This window comes from Calothrix sp. NIES-3974 (assembly GCF_002368395.1).
GTDB lineage: Bacteria > Cyanobacteriota > Cyanobacteriia > Cyanobacteriales > Nostocaceae > NIES-3974.
In genome coordinates, this window is record NZ_AP018254.1 from 1,417,982 (window position 1) to 1,444,975 (window position 26,994).

Annotated in this window: 24 protein-coding genes; 12 read left to right on the top strand and 12 right to left on the bottom strand. The window is 43.0% G+C overall.

What is annotated here, in order from left to right; all coding sequences use genetic code 11:
• The first annotated feature begins 625 nt into the window (after nt 1-625).
• On the top strand, nt 626-1,756 hold the full coding sequence (dprA, locus tag CDC37_RS05485) for a DNA-processing protein DprA (protein ID WP_096620845.1): 1,131 nt from the start codon (nt 626-628) through the stop codon (nt 1,754-1,756).
• Nucleotides 1,757-1,811: 55 nt separating this feature from the next.
• On the opposite strand, the gene thrB is transcribed toward dprA, so the two are convergent.
• The 4 genes from thrB to ndhC form a co-directional block, all read right to left on the bottom strand.
• Nucleotides 1,812-2,738, bottom strand: a complete 927-nt coding sequence (thrB, locus tag CDC37_RS05490; protein WP_096620846.1) for a homoserine kinase — start codon at nt 2,736-2,738, stop codon at nt 1,812-1,814.
• Between the two features lie 243 nt (nt 2,739-2,981).
• Complete coding sequence (locus tag CDC37_RS05495; RefSeq protein ID WP_096620847.1) at nt 2,982-3,506, bottom strand: NAD(P)H-quinone oxidoreductase subunit J; 525 nt, start codon at nt 3,504-3,506, stop codon at nt 2,982-2,984.
• Nucleotides 3,499-4,230, bottom strand: a complete 732-nt coding sequence (ndhK, locus tag CDC37_RS05500; RefSeq protein ID WP_442861081.1) for a photosynthetic/respiratory NAD(P)H-quinone oxidoreductase subunit K — start codon at nt 4,228-4,230, stop codon at nt 3,499-3,501. Before ndhK ends, CDC37_RS05495 begins: the two co-directional genes overlap by 8 nt.
• A gap of 23 nt (nt 4,231-4,253) precedes the next feature.
• Nucleotides 4,254-4,616 carry a photosynthetic/respiratory NAD(P)H-quinone oxidoreductase subunit C gene (ndhC, locus tag CDC37_RS05505; protein ID WP_096620849.1) on the bottom strand — a complete coding sequence of 121 codons (363 nt, stop codon included), beginning with the start codon at nt 4,614-4,616 and terminating at the stop codon, nt 4,254-4,256.
• 214 nt (nt 4,617-4,830) lie between these two features.
• Between ndhC and CDC37_RS05510 the strand changes: the two genes are divergently transcribed.
• The 7 genes from CDC37_RS05510 to CDC37_RS05545 all read left to right on the top strand — a co-directional run bounded on the left by CDC37_RS05510 (nt 4,831) and on the right by CDC37_RS05545 (nt 10,002).
• Nucleotides 4,831-5,181, top strand: coding sequence for a rubredoxin (locus CDC37_RS05510; protein ID WP_096620850.1), 351 nt, complete (start codon nt 4,831-4,833; stop codon nt 5,179-5,181).
• 217 nt (nt 5,182-5,398) lie between these two features.
• A complete protein-coding gene (locus CDC37_RS05515; protein WP_096620851.1) occupies nt 5,399-6,400 on the top strand; it encodes a photosynthesis system II assembly factor Ycf48 in 1,002 nt (333 codons plus the stop codon).
• Between the two features lie 389 nt (nt 6,401-6,789).
• Entirely contained in the window at nt 6,790-7,038 is a 249-nt protein-coding gene (gene psbE, locus CDC37_RS05520; protein ID WP_096620852.1) for a cytochrome b559 subunit alpha, read from the top strand.
• Between the two features lie 15 nt (nt 7,039-7,053).
• Complete coding sequence (gene psbF / locus CDC37_RS05525; protein ID WP_096620853.1) at nt 7,054-7,194, top strand: cytochrome b559 subunit beta; 141 nt, start codon at nt 7,054-7,056, stop codon at nt 7,192-7,194.
• Nucleotides 7,195-7,206: 12 nt separating this feature from the next.
• Nucleotides 7,207-7,326 carry a photosystem II reaction center protein L gene (locus CDC37_RS05530; protein ID WP_172892758.1) on the top strand — a complete coding sequence of 40 codons (120 nt, stop codon included), beginning with the start codon at nt 7,207-7,209 and terminating at the stop codon, nt 7,324-7,326.
• A gap of 69 nt (nt 7,327-7,395) precedes the next feature.
• The gene (locus tag CDC37_RS05535; RefSeq protein ID WP_096620855.1) at nt 7,396-7,515 is read left to right on the top strand and encodes a photosystem II reaction center protein J; all 120 of its coding nucleotides are present in this window, start codon (nt 7,396-7,398) and stop codon (nt 7,513-7,515) included.
• An 828-nt stretch (nt 7,516-8,343) separates the two neighbouring features.
• On the top strand, nt 8,344-10,002 hold the full coding sequence (locus CDC37_RS05545; RefSeq protein WP_096620856.1) for a dipeptide ABC transporter ATP-binding protein: 1,659 nt from the start codon (nt 8,344-8,346) through the stop codon (nt 10,000-10,002).
• Nucleotides 10,003-10,541: 539 nt separating this feature from the next.
• On the opposite strand, the gene CDC37_RS05550 is transcribed toward CDC37_RS05545, so the two are convergent.
• From CDC37_RS05550 to CDC37_RS05565, 4 genes are all read right to left on the bottom strand, one after another.
• A complete protein-coding gene (locus tag CDC37_RS05550; RefSeq protein WP_096620857.1) occupies nt 10,542-11,033 on the bottom strand; it encodes a GNAT family N-acetyltransferase in 492 nt (163 codons plus the stop codon).
• 179 nt (nt 11,034-11,212) lie between these two features.
• A complete protein-coding gene (locus CDC37_RS05555; protein WP_096620858.1) occupies nt 11,213-12,895 on the bottom strand; it encodes a sensor histidine kinase in 1,683 nt (560 codons plus the stop codon).
• Between the two features lie 315 nt (nt 12,896-13,210).
• Nucleotides 13,211-13,879 (bottom strand): pseudouridine synthase, encoded by a 669-nt coding sequence (locus CDC37_RS05560; protein ID WP_096625944.1) that lies wholly within the window; start codon nt 13,877-13,879, stop codon nt 13,211-13,213.
• 225 nt (nt 13,880-14,104) lie between these two features.
• Nucleotides 14,105-16,606 carry a sialidase family protein gene (locus tag CDC37_RS05565; RefSeq protein ID WP_231943231.1) on the bottom strand — a complete coding sequence of 834 codons (2,502 nt, stop codon included), beginning with the start codon at nt 16,604-16,606 and terminating at the stop codon, nt 14,105-14,107.
• Nucleotides 16,607-17,445: 839 nt separating this feature from the next.
• On the opposite strand from CDC37_RS05565, the gene CDC37_RS05570 reads away from it, so the two are divergent.
• Complete coding sequence (locus CDC37_RS05570) at nt 17,446-18,240, top strand: pentapeptide repeat-containing protein (RefSeq protein ID WP_096620860.1); 795 nt, start codon at nt 17,446-17,448, stop codon at nt 18,238-18,240.
• A 32-nt stretch (nt 18,241-18,272) separates the two neighbouring features.
• On the opposite strand, the gene CDC37_RS05575 is transcribed toward CDC37_RS05570, so the two are convergent.
• The 3 genes from CDC37_RS05575 to CDC37_RS05585 all read right to left on the bottom strand — a co-directional run bounded on the left by CDC37_RS05575 (nt 18,273) and on the right by CDC37_RS05585 (nt 21,353).
• Complete coding sequence (locus CDC37_RS05575) at nt 18,273-19,097, bottom strand: MinD/ParA family ATP-binding protein (RefSeq protein ID WP_096620861.1); 825 nt, start codon at nt 19,095-19,097, stop codon at nt 18,273-18,275.
• Nucleotides 19,098-19,159: 62 nt separating this feature from the next.
• A complete protein-coding gene (locus CDC37_RS05580) occupies nt 19,160-20,245 on the bottom strand; it encodes a Tll0287-like domain-containing protein (protein ID WP_096620862.1) in 1,086 nt (361 codons plus the stop codon).
• Between the two features lie 304 nt (nt 20,246-20,549).
• Entirely contained in the window at nt 20,550-21,353 is an 804-nt protein-coding gene (locus CDC37_RS05585; RefSeq protein WP_096620863.1) for a DALR anticodon-binding domain-containing protein, read from the bottom strand.
• A gap of 316 nt (nt 21,354-21,669) precedes the next feature.
• Between CDC37_RS05585 and CDC37_RS05590 the strand changes: the two genes are divergently transcribed.
• Nucleotides 21,670-22,389 (top strand): Crp/Fnr family transcriptional regulator, encoded by a 720-nt coding sequence (locus CDC37_RS05590; protein WP_096620864.1) that lies wholly within the window; start codon nt 21,670-21,672, stop codon nt 22,387-22,389.
• Nucleotides 22,390-23,215: 826 nt separating this feature from the next.
• Here CDC37_RS05590 and CDC37_RS05595 read toward each other — a convergent pair.
• Nucleotides 23,216-23,572: a winged helix-turn-helix transcriptional regulator gene (locus tag CDC37_RS05595; protein ID WP_096620865.1), complete on the bottom strand. Its 357-nt coding sequence runs from the start codon at nt 23,570-23,572 to the stop codon at nt 23,216-23,218.
• A 471-nt stretch (nt 23,573-24,043) separates the two neighbouring features.
• Here CDC37_RS05595 and gor point away from each other — a divergent pair, with 471 nt between their 5' ends.
• Complete coding sequence (gene gor, locus CDC37_RS05600; protein WP_096620866.1) at nt 24,044-25,426, top strand: glutathione-disulfide reductase; 1,383 nt, start codon at nt 24,044-24,046, stop codon at nt 25,424-25,426.
• Between the two features lie 480 nt (nt 25,427-25,906).
• Complete coding sequence (locus tag CDC37_RS05605) at nt 25,907-26,986, top strand: Gfo/Idh/MocA family protein (protein WP_096620867.1); 1,080 nt, start codon at nt 25,907-25,909, stop codon at nt 26,984-26,986.
• The last annotated feature ends 8 nt before the right edge of the window (nt 26,987-26,994 follow it).

Below are 26,994 nucleotides of genomic sequence, written 5' to 3' on the forward strand. Positions count from 1 at the left end.
ATAAATAAAGGCAATATTCAACCTATTTAAGGGTAATAAAATCTCACAAATGATTTTGGGTTGCTATAATTTTGAAAATCCAAGCTAGCTCATTCATATAATAATTCATATTTAATTGACAAAAAAACTCCAGATACAGCAAAAGTGTTTTTCCTACTCCCCACTCCCTGCTCCCTACCCATACAAATAATTTCAAAAATCAAAACAGATTTATCTAGACATAAAAAATATATTTTTTGTGGTAAATTCTTAGATATTTTTTAAACTTTAAATGGATATTTTTAAATTATTTATTATTAGAAAATATCCCAGGAGCAAGAAAGGAAAATATACTGATATTCCTCCATAAATAAACTATTGTATGAGAATTATATTTGCTTTATGAAAATCATAAAGTAGGTGGGTGGTGAAAATTGTCCTTAAGATCAGGGGTTACAGACGACCCGTCGGGTCGTCTGTACAGGGAGAGACGCGATATATCGCGTCTGTACTAGAGAGAGTGAGGTAGCAATGCTGGGTCTTTTCAAGCATTATCTAAACGAAAAGCTTACTGATTGACTGGGTAAAGTATAAATTTGCCGGAGGAAGTGGGAATAATAAACCCAGAGTTGAGGTGGGAATATAGATGGATGCTCGCGCATATTGGTTGGCTTGGTCACGCATACCTGGAATTGGCGCGATCGCATTACAACGGATATATAATCATTTTGGTTGTTTGGCTGTTGCGTGGGAAGCTAGTGGGGAGGAATTAGCAGCAGTATCCGGATTGGGTGGTCGGACTTTGGAGAAAGTGATGTCTGTGCGATCGCAAATTAATCCTCACCAACTTTTGCAGGATCACCTCCAGGATAATCCCCGATTTTGGACTCCGGTTGATCAGGTGTATCCCCGGTTATTGTGGGAAATAGACGCACCACCACCTATTCTCTACTATCGTGGTCAGTTCTGTGAGAAGGAAAATTCTGGACAAGTACCACTAGTCGCAATTGTTGGTACTCGTCAACCTACCCCCTACGGAATTCGCTGGACACGACACATCACTCAAACTTTGGTGAAGCACGGTTTTACTATTGTTTCGGGATTAGCTGAGGGAATCGATACGGAAGCTCATACTGCAACCCTGGAAGCGGGGGGAAGGACGATTGCGGTGTTGGGAACGGGAGTAGATGTGATTTATCCAGCTAAAAATCGTACTTTATACCAGAATATTCTCCAACAGGGTTTAGTTATGAGCGAATATCCAGCTAAAACCCCACCGAATCGGGTGAATTTTCCCCGTCGCAATCGGATTATTGCGGGTTTGTGTCGAGCTGTAATTGTGATTGAAGCTCCCAGTAAATCAGGTGCGTTAATTACAGCGAAGGACGCAAATGAGTCGGGACGGGATGTATATGTACTACCAGGTCGGGTTGATGATTATGCATCCCAAGGTTGTTTGCGTTTATTAGCCAATGGTGCAACACCGATTTTGTCGGAATTGGATGAATTAATTAAAATGTTGGGAGCAATACCGACTCTAGATGTCACCATTTCCCCAAATTCAACCAGTTCCAAGATGGTTTCACCTCCTCCCCAACCCCATCTTCCCCCGGATTTAGCAACTATTTTTGCTGTTGTCCCCGTCGAACCCCAATCCTTTGACCTAATTGTCCAGCAAACTGGATTATCCCCAGGGATGGTATCCAGCAGTTTATTACAACTCGAATTAATGGGACTGATCACCCAATTACCGGGTATGCAATATCAACGCTGTTAACCCAAATTTGGAGCAAACTCCTAAAACCTTCAGTGAGTAGGGAGTAGTCAGAAAATCAACCCATTCCAGTACAGACAATTTTTGCTCCCACATGATCAATTGTTAGGGTATGCACCGATGTTTTAATCCCCTGTTGTTGCCAAGATGTTGCCATTGCTACTGCTACATCTTGAGCATGGTGAGGATCTGTTAATGCTAATAAAGTGGGGCCAGCACCACTAATTACCATCCCATAACCACCTGCTGCCTTCACTGCCTGCTCTACTTCTGGGTAGCCATGTATCAGTGATTTTCGGTAGGGTTGATGTAATTTATCATCAAGGGCTGTACTTATCCAAGCGGGGTTTGCAGTTTCAAGTCCCCGTATTAATAATCCTAGATGGGCGATGTTAAAAATTGCATCTGCACGGTTAATATTTATCGGAAGTACTTGTCTTGCTGTGGAGGTGGACAGTTCAAAATCGGGAATTGCAACGACGGGGATAATCGCATCAGACCAGGGAATATCACAAATTTCCCAACCAAAGACAGAAGTCGCTGCAAGACGACAACCTCCAATCAATGCAGGGACAACATTATCCGGATGTCCTTCCATTGCGATCGCAAAATTCATAATTTCTGTTTGACTAAAAGGTTTCCCTAGTAGTACGTTCGCACCTAACAAACCAGCGACGATTGCAGTTGCAGAGCTACCTAAACCTCTAGCAAGGGGGATACCCAGTTTAATCTGTATTTCTACGGGTGGAGGTATTTGCTGAAGTTGTTGGTACAGGTAGGAAAACCCTTGATACAGCAGATTACTTTTATCTGTCGCGACCCGTTCTGCTTCCGCACCTGTGATGTAAATTTGGGTTTCGCTGTCGCTGAAACTAAAGGTAAATTCATTGTACAAGCTCAAAGCAGCACCAATACAATCAAAACCAGCTCCAAGATTAGCAGTTGTTGCGGGGACGGTGACGGTGACAGAAAGATGTTCAGACATGTGTCGGCGGATTTTTGATATTGGATGACCCTGGGGGTGAGTATACTCAATTGATTTACCAGCATCCCACGGAATTGACCCTTTTGATCGGTGATTTTAAATTTAAACTTAATTGACTTTTACTTAAAGTCAAAATATTAAAGTCAAAAAATAACTCTCCCCCCATGCATTAGGTAGAGAGAGTTATCCGACTGATGTATTAATTAACAAATCGCAGTTGTAAAGCAACACAACAATAGGGAATTAATACGCGTCTTGTAATTCGTAAAAATCAGGGGAAATATAATCCTTACGCAAAGGAAATCCCACCCAATCCTCCGGCATTAAAATCCGCTTCAAATTGGGGTGTCCTTCGTAAATAATACCGTACATATCGTAGGATTCCCGTTCTTGCCAATCGGCGGTTTTCCAAATCCAGTAAACGGAAGGAACAACAGGATTTTCACGATTCAGAAAAACTTTAATCCGTACTTCTTCCGGTCGATCCGCATTATCACTGACCTTAATCAAATGATACATACTGACCAAATCCTGTCCCGGACCCATATCAATACCACACTGGCATTGTAAATAATTAAACCCGTAGGCATACAGCGCGGTGCAAGTCGGCAGTAAAAAATCCGCCGGAACTTTGATTACCTCTACACCATTGGCATCTGGTTCCAGGATTTCATGGTCAAAACCATTTGTTGTTAACCATTCGGAGACTTTTCCTGGTTTCACAACGGCGGTTTCTGCTGCTGGTACTGGTTTCGATTCTTCAGCCACGTTCGCTTACCTCTTTTTGTGTTTCTTTCTGTGTTGATGACGTTAACAGTGCTGGGGGAACAGGCATACCGATAGCTTCGGTGAGTTCCTTGGGTGGGGTATAGCGAGTTTCGGATTGAAGATATTTCCCAGTCAAAATCGGCTCAACGGGTTTCATTTTATGGGTGGTGCTGTAATAACGGTGAGTTTGTTTAATGACACCACGCTCCTGCATCGAATCATTGGCGATTTTTTTCCGCAATTTAATAATTGCATCCATAATCGCTTCCGGACGGGGAGGACAACCAGGTAAGTAAACATCCACCGGAATTAATTTATCCACACCTCGGACGGCTGTGGGGGAGTCAACACTAAACATTCCGCCCGTAATTGTACATGCACCCATTGCAATTACGTATTTGGGTTCGGGCATTTGTTCATACAGACGTACTAACTGGGGAGCCATTTTCATGGTAATGGTTCCGGCAGTAATAATTAAATCCGCTTGACGAGGACTGGAACGGGGAATTAAACCAAAGCGGTCGAAGTCAAACCGGGAACCAATCATCGCTGCAAATTCGATAAAGCAGCAAGCGGTTCCAAACAGCATTGGCCATAAACTGGAAAGTCTAGCCCAATTGTATAGGTCATCAACGGTGGTCAGAATCACATTTTCTGATAAATCCTGAGTCACCGTCGGTCGTTGAATCGGATTGAGAATGCGCTCAGTTTGTTGAGCGCTCATATCTTGAATAGATGAATTTGTATCTAAGACCATTCCAAAGCTCCTTTACGCCACGCGTACACTAAGGCAACGACAAGAATTGCAATAAAAATCAGCGCTTCAATGAAAGCCAATAGCCCTAAACGATGGAATGCAACTGCCCAAGGATAGAGAAATACCGTCTCCACATCGAAAACTACGAAGACCAGGGCAAACATGTAATAACGGATATTAAATTGAATCCAAGCTCCGCCAATCGGCTCCATACCGGATTCGTAGGTTGTGCGTCTTTCCGGGTAGCGACCACTGGGTCGAAGTAGTTTAGACGCTGACAAAGCTAGGGCTGGGACTAGGCTACAGATAATCAGGAAGCCTAGAAGGTACTCGTAACCGCTAAGGACAAACACTATAGATTTCTACCGTTTGCTAGATGGAAAATAAATTAAACAGGACAATGTTTACCTTTTTTACATTATATCGATTTGGCTTTTCTGAATCCCAGAAAACTTATGCCCAGGATATTTGATTAAATTCTGATGGTGATAGAAAAGTCTAACACTTGTGTCATAATTTGTAACGTATATTTAATAATTTGCTGTATAGCAACTAGAATACAGGGCCATGAGCGAACAGGCTGTTGAGAACACTACACCGGAACCAAAGCCCCTAGACCGCTATGAATGTCGGGCTTGTGGGTATGTTTATGAACCTGCGAAGGGAGATGACCGTCGGGATATTCCTGGTGGGACATCATTTGAAGATTTACCTGTCAATTGGCGCTGTCCAGTTTGTAGCGCCAAGAAAATCGCGTTTGTGAATATTGGTCCTTCTGGTCGAGCTTCCGGGTTTGATGAAAATTTAAATTACGGATTTGGGGTAAACCGGATGACCCCATCCCAGAAGAATTTACTAATTTTTGGGGGTTTGGGTTTAGCCTTTTTGTTCTTCCTTAGCCTTTATGGGTTACATTAACATCCCCACCCTAGTACTCCATGTCGTTTTTTTGATGGGTAAAAAAAGGCACGTAGTAGCGCTGGTCTACGACAACCCTGGGGGTATAGCGCCTTTATCTTAAAGCTTTTTCGAGGCTAGAGCTACTACCACGAACCCATGAGAAATAATGACACAGACCACGAGGCTACTAACACAAAAGTATTAAATTAATGTTGACATTGGAAAAAGTTACGAGATGAAGCGATTGACAAAATTGTGGCAGCGAATCATCGCGATCGCACTAGTGGCGGTTGTCTGTGTTGGCTGTGGAAATTTACCTAGTACTGCCTCTAATCCTTGGGAAATTATAAGTGTTCCCACCAACGAAAAGTTATTGGATATCGCCTTTACTGATAATCCTAACCACGGATTCCTAGTTGGTAGTAATTCTACTTTGCTGGAAACCAATGATGGCGGCGAAACCTGGAACCCTTTGAGTTTAAAATTAGGAGACGACCAAAAATATCGCTTTAATGCGGTTAGTTTTGCTGGCGATGAAGGTTGGATTGCAGGTGAACCAAGTTTAATCCTACACACCATCGATGGGGGCAAATCCTGGTCACGCATACCCCTGAGTAATCAATTACCTGGTAATCCGGTTAGTATTACTGCCCTTGCTCCCAAAACTGCGGAAATGGTCACCGATGTCGGCGCAATTTACCGCACTAGCGACTCCGGTTTAAATTGGAAATCTCAGGTGGATGATGCGGTTGGTGTAATTCGTAACCTCAAACGTGCCCCCGATGGTCGTTATGTAGCGGTATCGGCGAAGGGGAATTTTTACTCCACTTGGACACCGGGAGATGATTCCTGGTCTCCCCAAAACCGCAATAGCTCCCGTCGGGTAGAGAATATGGGTTTTGATAACCACGGACAGCTCTGGATGCTCGCACGAGGTGGACAAATTCAATTTACCGTCCCCGATCAACCCGGAGAATGGCAAGAACCTTTCAGTCCAGAACGTGCATCCAGTTGGGGATTATTGGATATGGCCTACCGTACCCCCGACGAAATTTGGGTCGCTGGTGGGGGGGGAACACTCCTCCGTAGTCCCGATGGAGGACAGACCTGGGAAAAAGATGTAGATGTGGCTGAAGTTCCCAGTAATTTTTACAAAATCGTCTTTTTCTCCCCTGAACGCGGTTTTGTTCTCAGTGATAAGGGTATTGTGTTGAAGTATCAACCCAGTGCGGCTTAGTACTCGACCAACCTTGAAATGATGGATGCTGGGGATGGGGGAGGAAGGAGTTAAGCCCTACACGTGTTCTGAGCTATTTGTAGACAACCAAACATGTGGCTTGAGCTTGGCACAAAGTACTTTATAGTTTATTTGTACTATAAAAGAGGCGGCCCATCGGGTCGTCTCTACAACTCTGCACCAAACGAGAGTCACTGGGATTTGTAACAAAATGTTGCAGAAAACTGCCCAAATTATGAGAAACAAGTTGCAAGTTGTAACTGTTTCTAAACTTTGTAGGATAATAAATTTAATAAGCGTGTTTAGCACTGACTTATACCTCAGAAAAATGAGGGGAATTAATTTGTCAGTAGCAACAAGTTAACAACGTTGTCTAAGGTAAGAGAAATATGTCAGGTACTACTGGAGAGCGCCCCTTTGGGGATATTATTACCAGTATTCGTTACTGGGTAATTCATAGCATCACCATTCCGGCATTGTTTATTGCTGGTTGGTTATTTGTCAGCACCGGATTGGCATACGATGTGTTTGGTACACCTCGTCCCAATGAGTACTTTACCCAAACTCGTCAAGAGTTACCGATTGTTAGCGATCGCTATGAATCGAAAAAACAAGTTGAACAGTTTATTGGTAAATAATTGAAGTTGTAAGTCATGACCAGTAGCAATAATCTCAATCAACCAGTACAACAGTACCCAATTTTTACCGTTCGTTGGTTAGCGGTACACACCCTTGCGGTTCCCACCGTATTCTTTTTAGGCGCGATCGCCGCGATGCAGTTTATTCAACGTTAGGAGATAGCCATCATGGAAAGAACGCCTAATCCCAACAATCAACCGGTTGAGTTAAACCGGACTTCCCTGTTCCTAGGATTACTGTTGATCTTCGTACTAGGAATTTTATTCTCCAGTTATTTCTTTAACTAACTGGGATTTTAACTTTGTAAACCGATTTGATACATTCTGCGTTGTTTTTCGTAAAGAGAGGATAAAAGCATGTCTGGTGGTGGGAGAATTCCCCTGTGGATTGTGGCAACAGTCGCAGGTCTTGGTGTGATTACCGTTGTAGGTATTTTCTTTTACGGAGCTTACGCGGGTCTCGGTTCTTCGATTTAACGGTTTATTGCCCAACTTGAATTTGGGGTGTGGGAATACCAACCGATAAATTATCCTGTTGAAACTGCCTTGAGGGTTGACTTTTGATTGTTAACTGTTAACTTTTGATGGCAAGTATGGGAAAATTTAAGTGTTGGCAGCCCCGGTTATTTGAGTGATAAATTCCAGTTCAATCAAATTAAAATTTAGACGATAAGTGGCTAAATGTTCTCAGTGGATTTCCCTAGCATTTAGCCATTTGTTTTGCTTGCTTGATGTAGAGGGAGTGAGGGGTAGAGACGACCCACGGGGACTAAAAACCAGTCTGGTTTTTTATGCCACAACGGATTGCGGACATCATAGTATAAGTTAATATCTGTACCAATGAATATTTCTTCTCTAGGGTAGGTGGGGAGTTGACAGGTAGAAGTAAACGGGGTTGAAAAATATGAATTCGTCTGGCAAACCTGGTTCCTCTGGATCTTCACTGGGTAAATCATACATGGTTGGTAGGATTTGACTGGGGGAGTGGTGGATCGGTTTGGTACATGGTTTCGTCTGTAATCTAAAAAAGGGAGTTGGAGGGGATATTATTGCTAGTACAAGGATACGGTATATAAAACAGAACTTATACAACACTCGATATGAAAATATCTGCTCGCAAATAGGACTTATACTGATTCAAAAAACTGGTTCGATAAGAGACGTAGCAACGCTACATCTTTACAGACAAAATTTGTGTGCGGTAGGGAACCCGAAAACAAAATCCAAAATCCATAGACGCGTTGGCGAAAGCCATGCCTTTAGGCTAGCGTCTTCTCGAAGAGTAATCCAAAATCTAAAATCGCCATGAGTGAAACTTTATTTAGTGTCGAAAACCTGAAAGTAGCCTATCCTCAGCGTCAAGGGGAAGAAATCAACTGGGCAATTGATGGTGTATCCTTTAGTTTACAACCAGGTGAGCGGATGGGTTTAGTCGGGGAGTCGGGTTGTGGAAAATCGACCCTGGGACGAGCAGTGATGCGGTTGTTACCTCAAGGTAGTCAAGTTACGGGTAAAGTAGTTTTCCAGGGTAAATCCGTATTGGATATGACACCAGAGGAGGTGCGGAAATTTCGGGGGGAGGTAGTTGCTTTGGTGTTCCAAGACCCGATGACGAGACTTGATCCGTTGATGACGATTGGAGACCATTGTTTAGAAACTTTAAAAGCTCATGCACCAGAATTAACTACCAAAGAAGCAAAAGAAAGAGCGATCGCAACCTTAGGGAAGGTGAAAATTCCCGCAAGTCGTTGGTATCAGTATCCCCATGAGTTTAGTGGAGGAATGCGACAACGGGTCGCGATCGCCTTGGCATTGTTGTTGCAACCGAAGTTAATTGTTGCGGATGAACCGACTACAAGTTTGGATGTGACAATTTCGGCGGAAATTCTACAGGAATTAACTAGGTTATGTAGTGAAGAAAACATGGCCCTATTGTTAATATCCCATGATTTGGCGATGGTAGCTGAGTATTGCGATCGCATTGGGGTGATGTATTTTGGCAAAATGGTGGAGACCGGACCCACAGAAAAGGTGTTCCGTCGTCCGGAGCATCCCTATACCCAGTCTTTATTGAATGCTGCTTTACATATCCAAAGTATTGATGAGGTAAGTGCAGATCATATTAGTACCCATCAACCTCCTGCGACTTTACCATCTCCCCTGTTGCGTGTGCGGGAGTTAAAGAAACATTACATAATTGAACCGAATTTAATTGAGCGTTTATTTCAAAAGCAGGGACAAACCATTAAAGCTGTAGATGGGATTAATTTGGAGTTGTATCGGGGAGAAATTCTCGGATTGGTGGGAGAGTCGGGATGTGGAAAAAGTACCCTTTCCCGGACAATTTTGCAGTTAATTACTCCCACATCCGGTAGCGTTGAATTTGCGGGAACCGAATTAACCAAATTATCTCGCAAAGAAATGCGTAGTCAACGCCGACATATGCAAATGATATTCCAAGACCCCCATGCTTGTCTCAATCCCGCGATGACCGTGGGAGAAAATATCGCTGACCCCCTATTAATTCATGGTTTAGCTAATCCTGAACAAGCGAAAACCCAAGTATTAGCCATGTTAGAACGGGTAGGATTAACACCCAGTGAAACCTACTATCAACGTCATCCCTCCGATTTATCCGGAGGACAACAACAACGGGTAGCGATCGCTCGTGCATTAATTACCCGTCCCCAATTGGTGATTTGTGACGAACCGGTGAGTATGTTGGATGCAAGTGTCCAATCCCAAGTATTAGATTTAATGTTGGAATTAAAACAGGAATTTGATTTAACTTATCTGTTTATTACCCATGATTTGTGGTTAGCGAGATTTTTGTGCGATCGCATTGCGGTGATGAATGGGGGTCAAATTGTGGAAATCGGTGATACAAAGGAAATTTTCCAAAATCCCCAGCACGAATATACACAAAAATTATTAGCAGCAGCTCCATTGTTGGCAAGAACTTAGTGGTCTATCCCATCGGTTCTCAGGGATTCGTAGTAGTGGCTTTAGACTTGAAAAATCGTTAACATAAGGCGCTATACCCCCAGGGTTATTGTAGAATAGCGCTACTACGTACTTTTCTTCATTGTTCAAATTTAACGTGAATACTCCTAGGTCGTAGGGAGCTATGACGGATTGTAAACGCGACAATCTCTGTGAATCAATGATTTTGAAAGTAAAGGTTTAAAGTAACCCCATCCATTAGTTGAGAACAAATTCAATAATATAGTTTACGCTAATTGTCGCTACATATCAGGAGCTATAATCGTTGATTATCCAAGTTGCCTTGATTTCAAAGTAAAAGAGAGTCGATATAAATGACTGATTTCAGGTTTAATGATTTTATTCTCAACATCATACTCGGAGGTTTTTAAAAACTTCTATTTCCTACGAATAAGACTGGACAAAAGTTTCAGACTTTATAACTCACCGTAGCGAGCTACGACCTAGGAGTACTCACGTAAAATTAATACGATTTTTCACAACAAAAAACAATCCAAAATCTAAAATCCAAAATCTAAAGATTTCACATAAATGCGATCGCATCTTTTGGTTTCGACTCCGGTTGCGGGTACATATCCGTATTTTTCGTATAGTTGTACAGCTTCCTTTAATACACTAGCTGTTTCTACCCAACATTCCCGAAAATCCCGTGATGCTGCGGTTTTCTCTAAAGCTGTTAACAAAAATTTCCCTAAACCACATCCTCGAACTTCCGGTGACAGGTACATTTTCCGAATTTCTACTGCTTGATGACCCCGTTGAATCGGATAGTAAGCACCAGTCCCAACAATTTGCTGGTTTTGCTCAACCACCCAAAATTCCCCTTTCCGGTGCAAATAATATTCCTCCACCCATAAAACATCACGGTCTGCACCTTCTGGTTCCCAACCTAAACCGTATTCTGCTAACACTTGACTAATCAACTTCGCAACTATTTCCCGGTCAGGTGGTTCCCAATTGCGAATTAAAAAATTTTGCCAATTCAAATGCATAGGTTTTGAAGTAACTAAGTCGGCGAAAATAAACCCTAAATGCACAGCATCTACTTTTGAGAGTACTATGTAAAAGTTTAGTTAAATTCACCTCAAAGGTTTATCCCTGCTCCCTGTACAGACGACCCGACGGGTCGTCTGTACTGACTCCCTGTCTACAACGATAATTTTCCCCACCCCTAAATACTACAACCCAGAGGAAAACTGACCGTAAAACAGGTAATATTCGATCCACTTACAACTTCGGTGTCACCTCCCATATATTTGGTGAGTTTTTTCACTAAAGCCAATCCTAATCCGGTTCCTCCTTGTTTCCAGGGGTCGTTACTGGGGATACGGTAAAATTTATCGAAAATTCGGGGAATCTCACTACTGGGTATTTCGGTTCCCGTATTCGTAACAGCAAATTTCACCGTTTGCTCTACACTTTCCACTTTGACTTCAATTTCTGCGTGGGTAGGACTAAATTTACATGCATTGGTCAGCAATTCAATCAGAATCCTTTCCAAACTAAAGGGGTCACAGGTGAATAGGGGTAAATTTTCGGGAATACGTAAATGAATGGGTTGGGTAAAGCGATGGTGACGGGTTTGGAAGACGTGAACAACCCTATTTAACCAGCTAGGAATATTAATGGTTTCTAAAATCAGTGATTTCGTGTTGCTGTCGAGCTTTTGTAAATCCAGGAAATTATTAATTAAATTGATTTCGCGATCGCATTCATTATTTAAAATATGTAAATAACGCTTGGTTTTGGCGACATCCCTGTCATTAATTCCTCCATGAACTGGGTTCGATTCCACTTTTAAAGAAATCCCCAGCATCTGAATCGCCATTTTCATATTCGTTAAGGGAGTGCGCAATTCGTGGGAAACCGTACTCAAAAACTCATCCTTGAGTCGATCCAATCTTTCCATTTCCTCAATTTGCGCTTTGACTGCACTTTGACTTTGGGTCAGAGCAATTTCGGCTAATTTGCGATCGCTAATATCAATCCCACAACCAATATAACCACTAAATAACCCAGCCGGACTAAATCTCGGTACACCAGTATCCAAAATCCAACGATATTCTCCATCATGACGTAATAATCTATACTCAATGGCGAACTGTTGGCGAGCGCTAAAGGCTGCATGATAGCTTTGTAAACAATGCAGTCTTTCTTCAGGATGCACTAAATTTAACCAACCATAACCTGTAGCTTCTTCACAATCTACCCCCGTAAATTCTAGCCAGTATTGGTTAAAAAAGTTAAAAAAACCATCCGCACCCGCAGTCCACAGCATCACCGGAGCAATCTCGGCAATGGTATGAAATCTTTGTTCACTTTCCCTTAGCACATCTTCTGAGCGTTTCTGTTCCGTAATATCTTCGCATACCATCAGGATAATCGGTTCCGATTCCGGCATAGTTAATTTACGCACCGTCATCCGTACCCAAGCAATATCAGGATTTGGACAATCGAGTTGAAATTCACCTTCAGCCGTTTCCAAGGGGGAAAATTCCGATATTTTTGTCAACATATCGGTAATTCGGGAAAATTCCCAAGATGCAAAAATGCGTTGAATATCTTTTTGTAATAATTGTTCAAGGCTAAAACCCAACACCTGCGCACCAAACCGATTCACAGTCAAGATTTTACCTCGCAAATCAAGGGTGATATAAACGGTGGGAATATGTTCGTACAGTTGTTTGTATAGTGATCCGTCCGGTGGATATATGGGTAATGTTTCTAGGGTGCGCCGTTCTAATTCCAACTCAGGCTCCCGTAACAGCTCCAAATGGGGCGAACTGTTAGCAGTGATATCATTATATTTTGTTTGGCAAGCGTGCTGCCGATTCGATGATTGATTACGGCTCATAGTAGGATTTTTTTACTTGCACCCTTTGATTGCGGTTGTGAAAGTGATTTAGAAAAAGATTGAGAAAGGAAAATTATACTTGCTTAGAACAAATTTTGCTTCGACCTACGTGACAGTTATTTAAGTGACAGTCATGGAAAATCATGAACAACCCCGCCGATAATATTTTCATCAGCTTGGCATCACACTAATAGAGCAGAGTGATTTTCAGCTTTGAATTAATTCAACACCTAACAAAATAATTTCTTCTGTATCTTGTCTCCTATACCCTACCTCCTATTTCTAGTTTACGAATATTTACCCAGGTTTAGCAGTCTATTTTGCTACGATTCGTGAAAATTTGGATTTACCAGTTGCTTGACGATTGGATTGGTTTTTGAGTGATGATGTAGGAAAATCAAACACAGAACCAGTAACAGCCTTGACCTCCGTTGGAGTCAAATCTCGCCATTGTCCAGGTTGTAATCCTGTTAAACCCAGAACATCGATTCGGACACGCACTAAACGTAAAGTGGGAAAACCAACTTTCGCAGTCATTCGTCGAACTTGACGATTTTTCCCTTCAGTCATGGTAATTTCTAGCCAAGCAGTGGGAACAGTTTTGCGATCGCGGATTGGGGGAATGCGTGGAGGTAGGTCGGGAACATCACTTAGTAATTGAACTTGAGCAGGTTTAGTGCGATAATCTTGAATCTCCACCCCATCGCGTAACTGCTGTAAAGCACTTTCGCTGGGTAAACGTTCCACTTGCACCCAATAGGTTCGTTGATGGGCAAACTGGGGATGACAGAGACGATGTTGCAGTTGACCATGATTTGTCAACAATACCAACCCCTCACTATCCCAATCCAACCTTCCCACCGGATAAACATTGGGAACATCAATAAAATCCTTCAAGGTGAGACGTTCCGGTGTGTCTTGACTAAACTGACACAACACACCGTAGGGTTTATAGAAAGCAATATAGCGGTATTGAGCCGACATAATCTGAATCCCTGGGTGGATTTGAATTTCAAGGATGTAGGAACCTGCACTCAAGACAATTGTCACTACCGACCCCATTAGAATACCAGCATATCCAGTGATAGGGGGGAGTGGTGGCAGACCCTTTTTTCGATTTTGATTTGGTGTTGGTAATAGTTGAGTAAATAATTCGTAATTCGTAATTACGAATTACGTACGCGAAGCGTTGCCGTAGGCTATTACAAATTACATCCCCTGTGATCCCACCATAATTCCCCTTCCCCTTAAAGCCACATATAGCCGATTGGGGATGCGTAAATCTGCTTCCATATGGGTAATCCCTGGAAATTGGAGAATCTGCGGGTTGCTGATTGGTTTCCAGGTTTTACCCATGTCTTCCGATTTATACATGGTATCACGAGTTGCTCCCTTCACTCGACCAAATATGTAAATATACGGTGTATTTGCTGATTTTCCCTTGCCAAAGGTAATAAACTCACAACTGTGAATATTTGGCACTTTGGTAAAACTTTTACCACCATCCTGGGAACGGTACAGGGGATAACCCTTGACATCTTCCGGGTTGCGAGCAAAACTCAACCACACGTCCCCTTGACGGGTGGGGTTGGGTACTATTGTCGGTCGTGTCACCCACATGGGAAATTGTCCGTTTGCTCCTTTGCTCCAGGTTGCTCCTCCGTCACGACTGAAGTAAAATGTGTTTTGGGCGTAATAATAAAAAGTTTGTCCTTTAGGGTCTTGGCGGTCGGCAGCAAGTACATGGGAACTCAACCAAGGACTAATGCTGTTTGACCAAGATTTTGGTAAGGCATCATAGTAAATATGGTCGTTGTTACGCTCGTCAAAGGGGTCCGGTCGGGGACTGGGATTTAAATTACGGGCTAAATGCCAAGTTTTACCTCCGTCACGGGTATAATGGGGCCAGGTTCCCCAGGTTGCTGCCCAAACTAGATTTTGCGGATTGGTTGGTGATATGGCTATCTGTCCCGCGATCGCTTTCACTTCTTCCTGTTTGGATTTATCCTGTTTCCACAGCATTTGGGTGGGTACTGATGGGAAACTCTGCCAGGTTTTACCGTTGTCACGACTCATACCATGTATTGACCAGTATCCCTGCCATTGATGGAAACCCACAAAAGCTAAATAATCGGGTTTACTAGCTGCATAATCCATACTGGTTGCTCCAGCAACGTGGGGAAAAGGTACTGGATATACTTGCCAATCTGGATTAGCCCATTTAAATGCGGGATTGATTACGATATTTTCTGGACTTATTTGCTGCTGGGGGACGCTATCACTACTTACGTGTCTAAACCCAATTCGATCCTGTACCGCACTCAATAATTCTGCTCCTCCCTGATTTTTGGGTTTGGGGGGAACCCGAACCATATTCACATCCAGTTCTTCCAAGTTGGTCATTACCCATGTATACTTAGCTGGATTTGCCGTTATATCTGTAGTGCGAGCAACTCCCCAACCATTTGTCCACCATACCTGTTTCCGGTTAGCCGGATCAATCATAATTGCTGCTAATCTGGTACTCGCATCCTGGTCATAATATCCCGGTGTGGATGGCTCACCAACCCTAGCAGCCATATCCATTGTTTGCTTATCCCAGCTTTTCCCCCCATTCCGGGAACGATAAACAATGCGATCGCTTACGAGCATCACGGTATCACTGCTATCATTAGCAACCGTAATTCCCCCATAGGGTTTATTTTCTCCCTCCGGTGTAATGTCCTGCCATGATTGATTTCGATACCTTTTTACGCCTCCCCTTGCCTTTTCATCATCCCTACCACGAGTGGCAAAGGAAACATATAAACTCCCATCTTCAGCGACAACACCCCGCACCGGGTTATCCCCACCCCCCAGGTTGCGCCAAGATTTGCCTCCATTCCGACTTTGCCAAACCCCACTACCATGTACACCAACATACATAATTGGGGTTGGTTGACCACGCTTTCCCGTTCGTCGGTCAAAAGCCACAAAGGTAAATCCCGGCAAATCCAAATTATCTTTACCCGCTTTGGTTTTATACCCCGGTAAACTTTGGGGACTGGGTAAACCTCCCCCTACCCGTTGCCAACTTCCCTGGGGATTACGTCGCCATAAACCGTGACGACGGGAAGCAAAATACAGCAAACTGGATAAATTTGGATCAACAGCTAATCTTTCTCCCGTATCTCCCCGATAATCTTGATTGGGTCCGACAAATACTTGGTGTGGAGCTAATCCAGTCGGTTGCCAATTTTGCCCTCGGTCGTTAGAGACAAAGACCTCCCCACTATACCCATACTTTAGTTTATCACCTTCACGCTGAGTTTGAGAACGATAATTCACCACAGCATAAACCCGTTGGGGAAAATTCCCATCCACCGCCAAACTTTCCACACCAATACCACCTCCAGCAAAATTGGTGTCGAACATATCCATTAAGGGTATCCAGTGGTGATGTTGACGGTCAAATCGGTATGCACCACCAATATCGGTACGGATGTAGATATCATGGGGGGGTTGGGGGTTAATTACCAAACCCGTCACCGAACCCATTCCTTGGATATTCACATTTCGCCACACAAAGGAATTGGGATGTTGAGAAACCGGAAGTTGAGGTTTTACAGTGGGTTGAGAGGAAATTTCCCTGGATGGGAAGGAAATAATTGGCTGTTGTTGACAGGCGTATGCGGTTAGAAAAACCAAAGCCCCAGGAAGAAATCGACGCACACAAATCACTGGTAATTTCTCAATATTTATACCGTTTTACCTTGGAGTTGATACCTGACGGGGAGTAGGGGTCGCAGGGAGCATCCCCAATATGTAATACCGTTTCACTTTGAAGTTGATACCTGACGGGAAGCTTTTGGGAGCAGGGTTTGAGTGAAATGGGATAAAAACATATTTTGTCATTGCAAGTGCAACACAGCGATCGCAAAATCCATCACTCAGAATGAGTCCATCAATTGCTAAAGGTCATACTTCCAATACAATGATAAGATTATTCTATACATTGAGCAATAAAATTTGAGTAGCTAGTAGGTGGACAGTGATAGTAGAGATGCCGCAATGTAACGTTTCTTGAAGCATTAACCATCTCCACAAAAAGCTCACCTGTTGATGGTTACATCCCAATTTTGATTGAGTAACAGGAGAATAAAATATCCGAAGCGATCGCAGCGTTGCTTGTATCCCGAAGGGTAGTGGAGATCGATCAATCGCAGAATCTTTCAATCAAAACGAGTCCGAAGCGATCGCTTCATTGTCACCTCCTCCCTGCGGACAGAATTATTTTTTGCTCGAATAATCACAAGGGGGATGCTTTCTTGCCGAGAGGATATAAAGTTATACTATTTACCTTGGAGTCGATACATTCAGGGGAGCTTTCGGGAGCAAGGAGAGCAGGGTCAGAAAAGGTATCAAAATTTGAGTGAAATGGTATGAAATAGCCAAACTCTGTTTGAACTCAATCTCAATCAAAAATAGTAGGGATAGAATTGGATTTTTTGATCACACCTTTTTGTCGTAGGATAAAAAGTAAGACATAAAAATTTAATGGCAAGATAGAAATGGACAAACAAGCTCTCACCCATGAAATTATCACTGCTATTAGAGATGGAAAATATCATCAGAAAATAGACTTATACAAAGCGAATTTGGAAGGAGTCAACTTAGAAAATACCCAACTAAGTCACGGTAATTTCATTGGAGTGAACCTGCGCAATGCGAATTTACAAGGTGCAGACCTATCAGGAATTGATTTGCGAGGTGCTGATTTAAGGAATGCAAATTTAACTGGTGCAAACTTAAAAAATGCTTGTTTACATCGAACTATCCTGGAAAATACTAACTTTACCAATGCCAACTTAGAGGGGGTAAAAATTCCCTTAGCACGCTACAATTGCGACACAATTTGGCCAGAAAACTTTAACTATCAAAAATCCGGTGCAGTTGGTCCCCGTGCAAGTTTAAGTGGTGCTTATTTATGCACAGCCAATTTGCGTTACGCCGACTTGCAAGGAGCTAATTTACGGGGTGCATATTTAAGTGGTGCGGATTTAACGGGTGCTAATTTAAAAGACGCGGCTTTAAGTAGTGCAGATTTAAATCGGGCTTTTTTAACGGGTGCATATTTGCGGGGAGCGAGATTAACCGGGTGTATTTTAAAAATGGTTGATATGCGTGGTGCGGATTTAACTGATGCCGAGTTAGAGTACCTTGACAATATTGCAGGTGCTGATTTTTACAAAGTTCAGGGTTTAACTGCGGCAAATCGAGGGATGTTATTAGGTCGCTCCCCAGCAGAATTAGATGTGTGGAATTCCTTCACACGCAGAACGACTAGGGAGAGTTTGGAAAGTTAGAGCTAAAATTTTAGTTTTAGATATAAAATGAGTTAGCGTTTACCAGGAAAAGAAAAGGTTTTCTTGGCAGCTTGATTGGTATCTCGGAGATTATCTGCAATACTATTAATAACCTTTGTCCAAGGATGGTCAGGATAACGTAAACAGAAAATATCGCTACTAGCTAAGTGAAACATTTCTTCAGATACGGGTAAAACTCCCGCGACGGGGACGCGATAGATTTCTTCTACTTGTCGTTTTAATACTTCCGTATTTAAGCTCGGTAGGGCTTTGTTGACCACTAACATCATTTTTGGTACATCTAGTTTACGGGCAACATCAACGGTGACTGCTGTACCTTGGTAATCCTGTTTATCTGGTCGGAGGATAACAATTAAAATATCGGAAATAATTACTGATAAAAGGGTTTCTTCGTTAATTCCGGGATGGGTATCAATAAATAAATAATCTAGTTGAAGTTTTTGCATTAAATGACGAAAGCCTTCATTGAGAAGACGTGCGTCATAACCTTCCCTTAAAATTTTGGATATTTCTCCGGTTTTGATGCTGGAGGGAATTAGGTAAATCTTACCACGATTTTGTTGAAACCAGCCGGATTTTTGTCGGGTGGTAAATACAGAACTGACATCATAGGTAGCTGCATCGATGCTACATTTTCCCCAAAGGTAATCGTTAAGGGTAAATTTGACTTTGCTTTCATCTAGTCCGAATGGTACGTGAATTCCCGGTGATTGAATATCCGTATCGACAATGGCGACACGATGGCCGGTACGTGCTAAATTGGTGGCAAGGTTGGCAGTGACGTTGGATTTTCCTGTACCACCACGAAAGGAATGGATTGAGATAATTTTAGACATGTTGTATACCGAGTTGGGTTTTTGGGTCACGCTAGGTCGCTAAGGGTTTTTTAGGGTATTTTTTAGGTTTCTGGGTCAGGTTGGTTGCGGATTTGTTTGGCTGTTTTTTGCAGGTTTTGGAAATAATCACTTTCGGCTATTTCTTTGACTTGATTTTCGCGCTGTTTTTGGTCGATTTCAAAGCGTAGTTGCTGTAGTTGTTCTGAGAGGATTTGCTCGCGGTGGTAAATTTCTCGTACCATTTTTTGGAGGATTTTGCCGAGGTGTCCTAATTCATCTTCTCGTTTGGCGATCGCGTGTAGTCCTTGACGTTCGATTGCGCGTACTTCTTTTGCACTGACGTTTTCTTGACTAATGGTTTGAGCTAATTTAGCCATTGGTTTGAGTGGTTGAATAACTCTTCTTTTTAGTAGATAGTTAATTGCACCTAGAACTAATGCAAAAATGACGCTGAAAATGCTGATGAATAAAAATAAGGCTTTGCGAGCGTTCATGAATACTTCGTTTGCGGGGACGTAAATTACTTGCGCTCCGATTACTTGATTAACTTCCCACCCAAAGCCGTTACGGGTTCCATATTTTTCGATTAAACTTTTTGGTGCTTGTTCTGGGGTACTATGACACCTTAAACAACTTTCACTGGTGACTACTAGGGGTTGGGCGATGTAAAACTGCTTTTGATCAACTTCGGTGCGAAAGTCTGATAGACTCTTGAGAGTGCGATCGCTCTGAAATCTTTGGATTAATCGAGCTTCAAAGAGATTAGCTTGGTCTTCTGGATTGGTGGGGTTAAGGGTTGCTTCCCTGTAGGCTAAGTTCTGGTATTCCTGATTTTCCCTCAGTTTGGTAAATACGGTTTTTGCGGCGATACTGGGAACAGTTTCTGGAATAAAGCCATTTTCCATATTGGCCAATTCGTAAATCCGCGGACCTATTTGATTGAGGGTATAGTTACGAACCGCAGTTACTAAGTGCATGGCCAAGTGTCCGCGATAAACTATTTCTGCTTCGGCTTTTTGTTCTAGTGCGGAGGATAGGGCTAATCCACCTAAACCAATCCCGATGATAAAAATTAGCAGTAAAGATAATGTAAATTGAGATGCGAGCTTGAACTGAGTGAGTTTTCGGAAATCGATGCGACTGAGCATATCCCCAATCCTAGTGAGTGATTCAATTATCTATATTTCTCAGGGCTAGGTACTCGTGCAATTTGCAAATATTGAGAATTCATTTCCTGCAATTAGGTGGGTGGTGAAAATTGTCGTCCCAATCAGGGGGTAGAGACGCGATATATCGCGTCTCTACTTTTCGCCGAATGATTGGTTACATTGTGGTTTGATATTTAATTGTACCTACCTGACTTGAAAGTGAGTGGGGAGTGGGAAAAATCACTTTCATACATCCTGGTGTACGCAGTTCATGATGACTACTTAAAAGGTGATTCTTGAACATTTACAAATAGTAAATAACAGGTTGATTTAATTTCTTTTCTAGTAACTCCTGCAAAACCCGTCGGCAAACAATCACTAAACCCAATCGAGCGATCGCCAACTGACGATTACGGATTTTAGTCGCTCCAAAAATATTACATTCAGCCCAGAACCGCTCAAACCCCCTACTTACATCCAGAGCATATCTTTGCCAACGCTCCACGGACGCATCCACTAAACACGCGATCGCATCGGTTGCATCAATCAAATTACCCAAAAAATCCCATTCTGCTGGTTCTTGAAAATATAAGAGATGGTAATCCCACCAGGGAATTCGCGTTTCGGAATCCACGGGTGAAATCAACCCCTCACCGATTCCTAATCTTACTAACCCACAACACCGCGCATGGGCATACTGTACACCAAATTCCATTTCTGTCAACCCCAAATCACGGAAATAATTCCCCTGCACTGGAACCAAGTCCACCCAACTTTGCAACCAAGCTGCTAATAACTCCGACATGACCTCAATTTCCAGCCAACCTAACTCGCTGACTTGAACTTGCCATTTTTGATCTGAGTCCATCGCTAAATGAGAAGCCAAATTACCAGCAATCTCTCTAACCCCTACCCCATAAGCATTCGCGCATCGCAGCGCTAAACTCGAACGATACACTAATTTACATTTCCCCTTATTTTTCAATCGTATTAGGGCTGTCGATGGATGATGAAGAAATTTTTCTTTTTTTGGATAAATACCCAGTGCAGCTACCATTTGACTGTATAATGACTGCTTAATAGATGTGTAATTCTTAACTAGTAGCATTTTATGCACATAGTATCCGGTTGACAGCCCCGTAGCCTACCAAACTTGCTACACATAGGTCATCTGTCTTTAGAGATATTTTACATTTACAAGAGATAAATTAAAATAGGGTTAAATTTCTTGAACGAACGGTAATTTTTACTACCTTCGTAGTACAGTAGAGAAGTATCGTAAGAAAGTAGAAAATAAAATTTCTGCTTTTGAATGGCTGGCATCGTTAGGTGTCATGCTTGACGAGCCACACAAAGACACTCCTTGCCAACTTTTTGCACTTTTTTTAACGTCTTTGTCTTCAGCCGAAAACTCTTTGTTACCTATGCAATCTCCATCCTCATTCTCAGAGGCATCACGTCCTTTTTTAACTTGGCAACGCATTATTGACTGGGCTCAAGAACACTATCGTTGTCGCACCTTCAGTAAAGATGAACGCATACCAGCTCGTCCTGGATTGCTTTATCTGGTTCAGAGAGGGGCGATTCGGATGGTGGGAACAGCCCAAGTAAGTGCTACCGCCAGCCAATTGACATCACGGCGCATCAATCGCACCCCAGAAGAAGCCTTTCTCGGTTTCGTGGGAGCGGGACAGCCGTTTGAAATAGTGGCTCAATCGCCATTTACGCTCCAGTCCTACGCCCATGTCGATCAAACATCCGTCCTGTGGATGTATTGGCATGACTTGGATAACTGGCCTCATTTTCGCCGGGAAGTCATGGATGCTTTCCGTTACCAGCACCAACGTAAACTCCTATGGTTGAGCGCTCTTGGTCAACGGCGTACCATTGATAGACTTTTGGGTTTCTTGACCTTGTTAATCGAGGAGTACGGAGAGCCAGCAATGAGCGAAACAGACCCAGATGTAATTCGCGGTTATTGTTTGCCCTTCCCCTTGACCCATGCCCAAATTGGTAGCGCCATTGGTTCTACGCGTGTAACAGTCACCCGGTTGATGGGTAAATTGCGTCAGCGCGGACTAATCCTTACCCAAGGAGACAACCTAATTTGCTTACCTGCGGAATCAATCAACCGCGCAAGCTAGAGACGTTGGACTGGAGCAGGTGTCAGGGAGTCTTGACAAATCCCGCTGGGGTAAATCAATTCCTGTACCTGCGCAGTCAACAATGGTGTTAGCGCAATCTGGCTCTAATCAGCCTTCAGACTTAAGTATGAATGGTTGATATGGAAAAGTCGTTTGGATTAATTCGTTAAGGTTAATCCAAAAATCATAAATCATCCTGTTTTACCACCACAAGCAGGTCATGGTTAATTAGATTTCACTTTGATACAAAACTAAATAACTATTGCCAAAGCTAGCTGATGGCAGAACAAGCAGCTTTGGTATAGTGCAATCAAAACTCCTGGTGTAAGTCCTATTCGCTAGGAGTTTAAGTGAGCGCAGCTATACTTATTTGTTGTTGATAGTTGACAGGTAACAGTTAACTTTACATTGCAATCCGATTTAAGTAGTGAAAAATGTTGGTTTTGGCTGTATTCTAGGGTAAGCCTTCTCCTAGAGAAATAGCACTACACCTATGGTAGTCAACGGTTAACAGTCAACAATCCTACATGTAAGATTTTACAAATCCTCAACGGATTGCGATAGATATTCAAAAATCTCAGACGAAAGACCGACTAAAAGTCGTGTAAAACATAATACAAATAGGGCTTGGGAAAAAAATAGTAAAGATGCGATATGTAAGCCTTAGAGGGTATTTTAGTCGCAAACAGTGTTTCCCGAATGTATAGAAACTCAAAAACCTTGCATCTGTAATTTTTTGCAGCCAAGTTGGTTTAAAACTACTCCCTGTTCCCTATTCCCTACCCTCACGAAAATACTTTTTCCGCAGACCCTAAATAAAAGTTTGTTAATTTTGTTCGCTTTGTGGGTGCGGTGAATGTTTTGCACCCCATTCGTGCATAGCGTGTAAAATTGGTTTCAGGGTTTCTCCCTTGGGGGTGAGAGAGTATTCCACCTTGGGGGGAATTTGGGGATAAACTTGGCGAAAAATAATACCATCTTCTTCCAGTTCGCGTAATTGTTGAGTCAGCATTTTTTGGGTAATACCAGATAAAGCTCGTTGCAGTTGTCCAAACCGTTTGACCTCACTCAATAATTCGCGAATAATCAAAACCTTCCACCGTCCCCCAATTACCTTGAGAGTGGTTTCAACTTCGCACGTCAGACGTTCTTCATCCTGATTAGAGTGTAATTGACCACCCATGAAAAATTTACCCGTGTTACTTCTAACATTTTAACGATTAATATAGGCTTGCGGCAAAGTAGTAAAACTCTTATCCTGGATTTCTCACGAGTAAGTTGTAAGCCTTGAGTAACGGATTGATTTTCTGATTACTCCCTACTCCCTGTGGGTTTTAGGGTTTTGTGAGAAATGCGGGTTATACAGTAAGTAAGCTTTAGAGGGTATTTTATGCGCCAAAATTGCCAACAAATAGGCATATAGAAGCTCAAAAAACTTGCATCTGTAATTTTTGGGAGTCAATGAAAAGTGGAATTTTGGAGTAAAACTATTCCCGACTCCCTACCCTCACTCAAAGACTTTGACAGCAGACCCGAATATACTCAAATACTTAATTATTCTACTCCCCATCCCTTCCCCAGTGGCAAAAAGCTTCCCACTTCCTCCTAAGTTGAATCTAAAATTTAAGAGTGAAAAATAAGAGGCTGATTGTCAATGGCTTACGATTACGACTTATTTGTGATTGGTGCAGGAAGTGGTGGTTTAGCAGCTTCCAAACGTGCTGCTAGCTATGGAGCAAAGGTAGCGATCGCTGAGAATGACCTGGTGGGTGGAACCTGTGTGATTCGTGGTTGTGTTCCCAAGAAATTAATGAAATATGGTTCCCATTTCCCCGCGTTGTTTTCCGAAGCAGCGGGTTACGGGTGGAAAGTAGGGGATGCGGAATTAGATTGGGAAAAATTTATTACCTCGATTGATAACGAAGTCCGTCGGTTATCGGCTTTGCATATTAGTTTGTTGGAAAAAAATGGTGTTCAACTAATTCAAGGTAGGGCAAAATTATTAGATCCCCATACAATCGAGGTTGGTGACAAAAAATACACAGCCGACAAAATCCTGATTGCGGTGGGTGGTCGTCCCGTGAAACCAGACGTACCGGGTTTTGAACATGGCATCGTTTCTGACCAAATTTTTCATTTGCCAACCAGACCGAAACATATTGCCATTATTGGTGCAGGTTATATTGGTACAGAATTTGCTTGCATTATGCGGGGTTTGGGTAGCGAAGTCACCCATATTAACCGCAGTGGAATGATTTTGCGGGGATTCGATGATGATATTCGTAGCAATATCGAAGAGGGTATGGTTAACCACGGGATTAGATTAATTAAAAATAGCGTGGTGGAAAAAGTTGAGCAAGTTGATGGGAGATTGAAGCTAACCCTATCAGACGAGAAATTAGAACCAGTGATTGCCGATGTCTTTTTAATTGCCACTGGACGCGCACCGAATGTAATTGGTTTAGGTTTAGAAGCAGCTGGCGTGGAACTAGCGGAAGATAGCGTAGTGGAGGGGCCTGGTTATGGGAAAATGAGCGCCATTAAGGTCAATGAGTATAGCCAAACCAGCCAACCCAATATTTTCGCTGTCGGTGATGTTACTGACCGATTGAACCTGACACCTGTAGCAATTGGCGAAGGGAGAGCCTTTGCCGATAGTGAATTTGGGGAAAACCGTCGTGTATTTAGTCACTCAAACGTGGCGACGGCAATTTTTTCCACACCAGAAGCGGCAACAGTGGGGTTAACGGAAGCCGAAGCTAAGGAAAAATACGGTGAAGACGGGATTAAAGTTTTCCGTACCCAATTCCGTTCCATGTACTACGTGTTAACCGGAAAACAGGAAAAAACCATGATGAAATTGGTGGTGGAAAAAGCCACCGATAAAGTCCTGGGAGCGCATATGGTTGGAGATAACGCGGCGGAAATTATTCAAGGAATTGCGATCGCAGTCAAAATGGGTGCAACCAAAAAAGATTTTGACGCAACCGTCGGTATCCATCCCTCTGCGGCCGAGGAATTTGTCACCATGAGGTAAAAAGGAGCTACAAACAGGGGAAATTTCTCGTAGAGACGACCCGTCGGGTCGTCTCGAAATCACCCGTCGGGTCGTCTCGAAATCACCGTCGGGTCGTCTCGAAATCACCGTCGGGTCGTCTCGAAATCACCGTCGGGTCGTCTCGAAATCACCGTCGGGTCGTCTCGAAATCACCGTCGGGTCGTCTCGAAATCACCCGTCGGGTCGTCTCCACCCTCCAGAAAGAATTGTGAAGTTATCAACAAGAAAAATTGTATTTTTGATGAAGCGCAACAAAATCAGGGTCAAAGGCTTGAAGAACACAGGAAAGAGTATCCATTAGCCAATGGCGGGAACTCACAATAAACTTTGAAATTCTTCATATACAGAACCACCATGTTACCATCTGGATGGTTTGAAAGGGTTCGCACCTGGCAAAATACAATTTAAAGCCGACGAATCCCAACGTCTCTAAATTCGGTGGTTGAGGAGAGAATAGTAGTGCAAGATAGCATGTCAGTGGCAGAACCAAATCCACATACGCAGCGAAACCAGCCACAACCGATTCGTGTCGGTGTGATTGGCGTGGGTAACATGGGACAACATCACACCCGTGTCCTCAGTTCCATGAAGGATGTGGAACTGGTGGGGGTGGCGGATGTTAACGTTGAACTGGGGCTGGAAACTGCAAGTAAGTACAAAGCCCGTTTTTTTGAGGATTACTGCGACTTGCTACCCCTGGTGGATGCGGTTTGTATCGCAGTACCGACCCGTTTACATTATGCGGTGGGAATTAATTGTTTGTTGGCTGGTATCCATGTTCTGATTGAAAAGCCGATTGCAGCCAGCATTTCGGAGGCGGAATCCCTAGTGAATGCGGCGGCGGAATCCCAATGCATTCTTCAGGTTGGGCATATTGAAAGGTTTAATCCGGCATTTCAGGAACTAAGTAAAGTCGTAAAAACCGAACAAATTATTGCCTTGGAATCCCATCGCCTGAGTCCATACTCCCATCGAGCCAATGATGTCTCGGTGGTTTTGGATTTAATGATTCATGATATTGACCTGTTGTTAGAACTGGCTGCATCTCCAGTGATTAAGCTTTCTGCTAGTGGTACACGTAGTCAGGATTCTCCCTATCTGGATTATGTGACAGCAACTTTAGGCTTTGCCAATGGTATAGTTGCCACCTTAAATGCCAGCAAAGTTACCCACCGCAAAATCCGACGTATTGTTGCTCACTGCAAAAATTCCTTTACAGAAACAGATTTTTTACAAAATGAAGTTTTGATCCATCGTCATACCGCAGGGAATCCAGCACCGGAATATGGTCAAGCTCTTTATCGTCAAGATGGTTTAATCGAAAAGGTTTACACCACCAATGTGGAGCCATTACGGGCAGAATTGGAGCATTTTATCAACTGTGTTCGGGGTGGTAATCAACCATCCGTCGGTGGAGAACAAGCCCTCAAAGCCCTGCGGTTAGCAAGTTTAATTGAACAAATGGCACTGGATGACCGGGTTTGGGACCCCTCGGAATGGCAATCACAAGAGCGTATTCAGTCTTTAACCAGATTCTAAGTAGCAAA

Bases quoted from the DNA above. Each gene is read 5' to 3' on its own strand.
- dprA (WP_096620845.1), top strand. From the start codon at position 626: ATGGATGCTCGCGCATATTGGTTGGCTTGGTCACGCATACCTGGAATT.
- thrB (WP_096620846.1), bottom strand. From the start codon at position 2,738: ATGTCTGAACATCTTTCTGTCACCGTCACCGTCCCCGCAACAACTGCT.
- ndhK (WP_442861081.1), bottom strand. From the start codon at position 4,230: ATGAGCGCTCAACAAACTGAGCGCATTCTCAATCCGATTCAACGACCG.
- CDC37_RS05510 (WP_096620850.1), top strand. From the start codon at position 4,831: ATGAGCGAACAGGCTGTTGAGAACACTACACCGGAACCAAAGCCCCTA.
- CDC37_RS05515 (WP_096620851.1), top strand. From the start codon at position 5,399: ATGAAGCGATTGACAAAATTGTGGCAGCGAATCATCGCGATCGCACTA.
- psbE (WP_096620852.1), top strand. From the start codon at position 6,790: ATGTCAGGTACTACTGGAGAGCGCCCCTTTGGGGATATTATTACCAGT.
- psbF (WP_096620853.1), top strand. From the start codon at position 7,054: ATGACCAGTAGCAATAATCTCAATCAACCAGTACAACAGTACCCAATT.
- CDC37_RS05530 (WP_172892758.1), top strand. From the start codon at position 7,207: ATGGAAAGAACGCCTAATCCCAACAATCAACCGGTTGAGTTAAACCGG.
- CDC37_RS05535 (WP_096620855.1), top strand. From the start codon at position 7,396: ATGTCTGGTGGTGGGAGAATTCCCCTGTGGATTGTGGCAACAGTCGCA.
- CDC37_RS05545 (WP_096620856.1), top strand. From the start codon at position 8,344: ATGAGTGAAACTTTATTTAGTGTCGAAAACCTGAAAGTAGCCTATCCT.
- CDC37_RS05550 (WP_096620857.1), bottom strand. From the start codon at position 11,033: ATGCATTTGAATTGGCAAAATTTTTTAATTCGCAATTGGGAACCACCT.
- CDC37_RS05555 (WP_096620858.1), bottom strand. From the start codon at position 12,895: ATGAGCCGTAATCAATCATCGAATCGGCAGCACGCTTGCCAAACAAAA.
- CDC37_RS05560 (WP_096625944.1), bottom strand. From the start codon at position 13,879: ATGTCGGCTCAATACCGCTATATTGCTTTCTATAAACCCTACGGTGTG.
- CDC37_RS05570 (WP_096620860.1), top strand. From the start codon at position 17,446: ATGGACAAACAAGCTCTCACCCATGAAATTATCACTGCTATTAGAGAT.
- CDC37_RS05575 (WP_096620861.1), bottom strand. From the start codon at position 19,097: ATGTCTAAAATTATCTCAATCCATTCCTTTCGTGGTGGTACAGGAAAA.
- CDC37_RS05580 (WP_096620862.1), bottom strand. From the start codon at position 20,245: ATGCTCAGTCGCATCGATTTCCGAAAACTCACTCAGTTCAAGCTCGCA.
- CDC37_RS05585 (WP_096620863.1), bottom strand. From the start codon at position 21,353: ATGCTACTAGTTAAGAATTACACATCTATTAAGCAGTCATTATACAGT.
- CDC37_RS05590 (WP_096620864.1), top strand. From the start codon at position 21,670: ATGCAATCTCCATCCTCATTCTCAGAGGCATCACGTCCTTTTTTAACT.
- CDC37_RS05595 (WP_096620865.1), bottom strand. From the start codon at position 23,572: ATGGGTGGTCAATTACACTCTAATCAGGATGAAGAACGTCTGACGTGC.
- gor (WP_096620866.1), top strand. From the start codon at position 24,044: ATGGCTTACGATTACGACTTATTTGTGATTGGTGCAGGAAGTGGTGGT.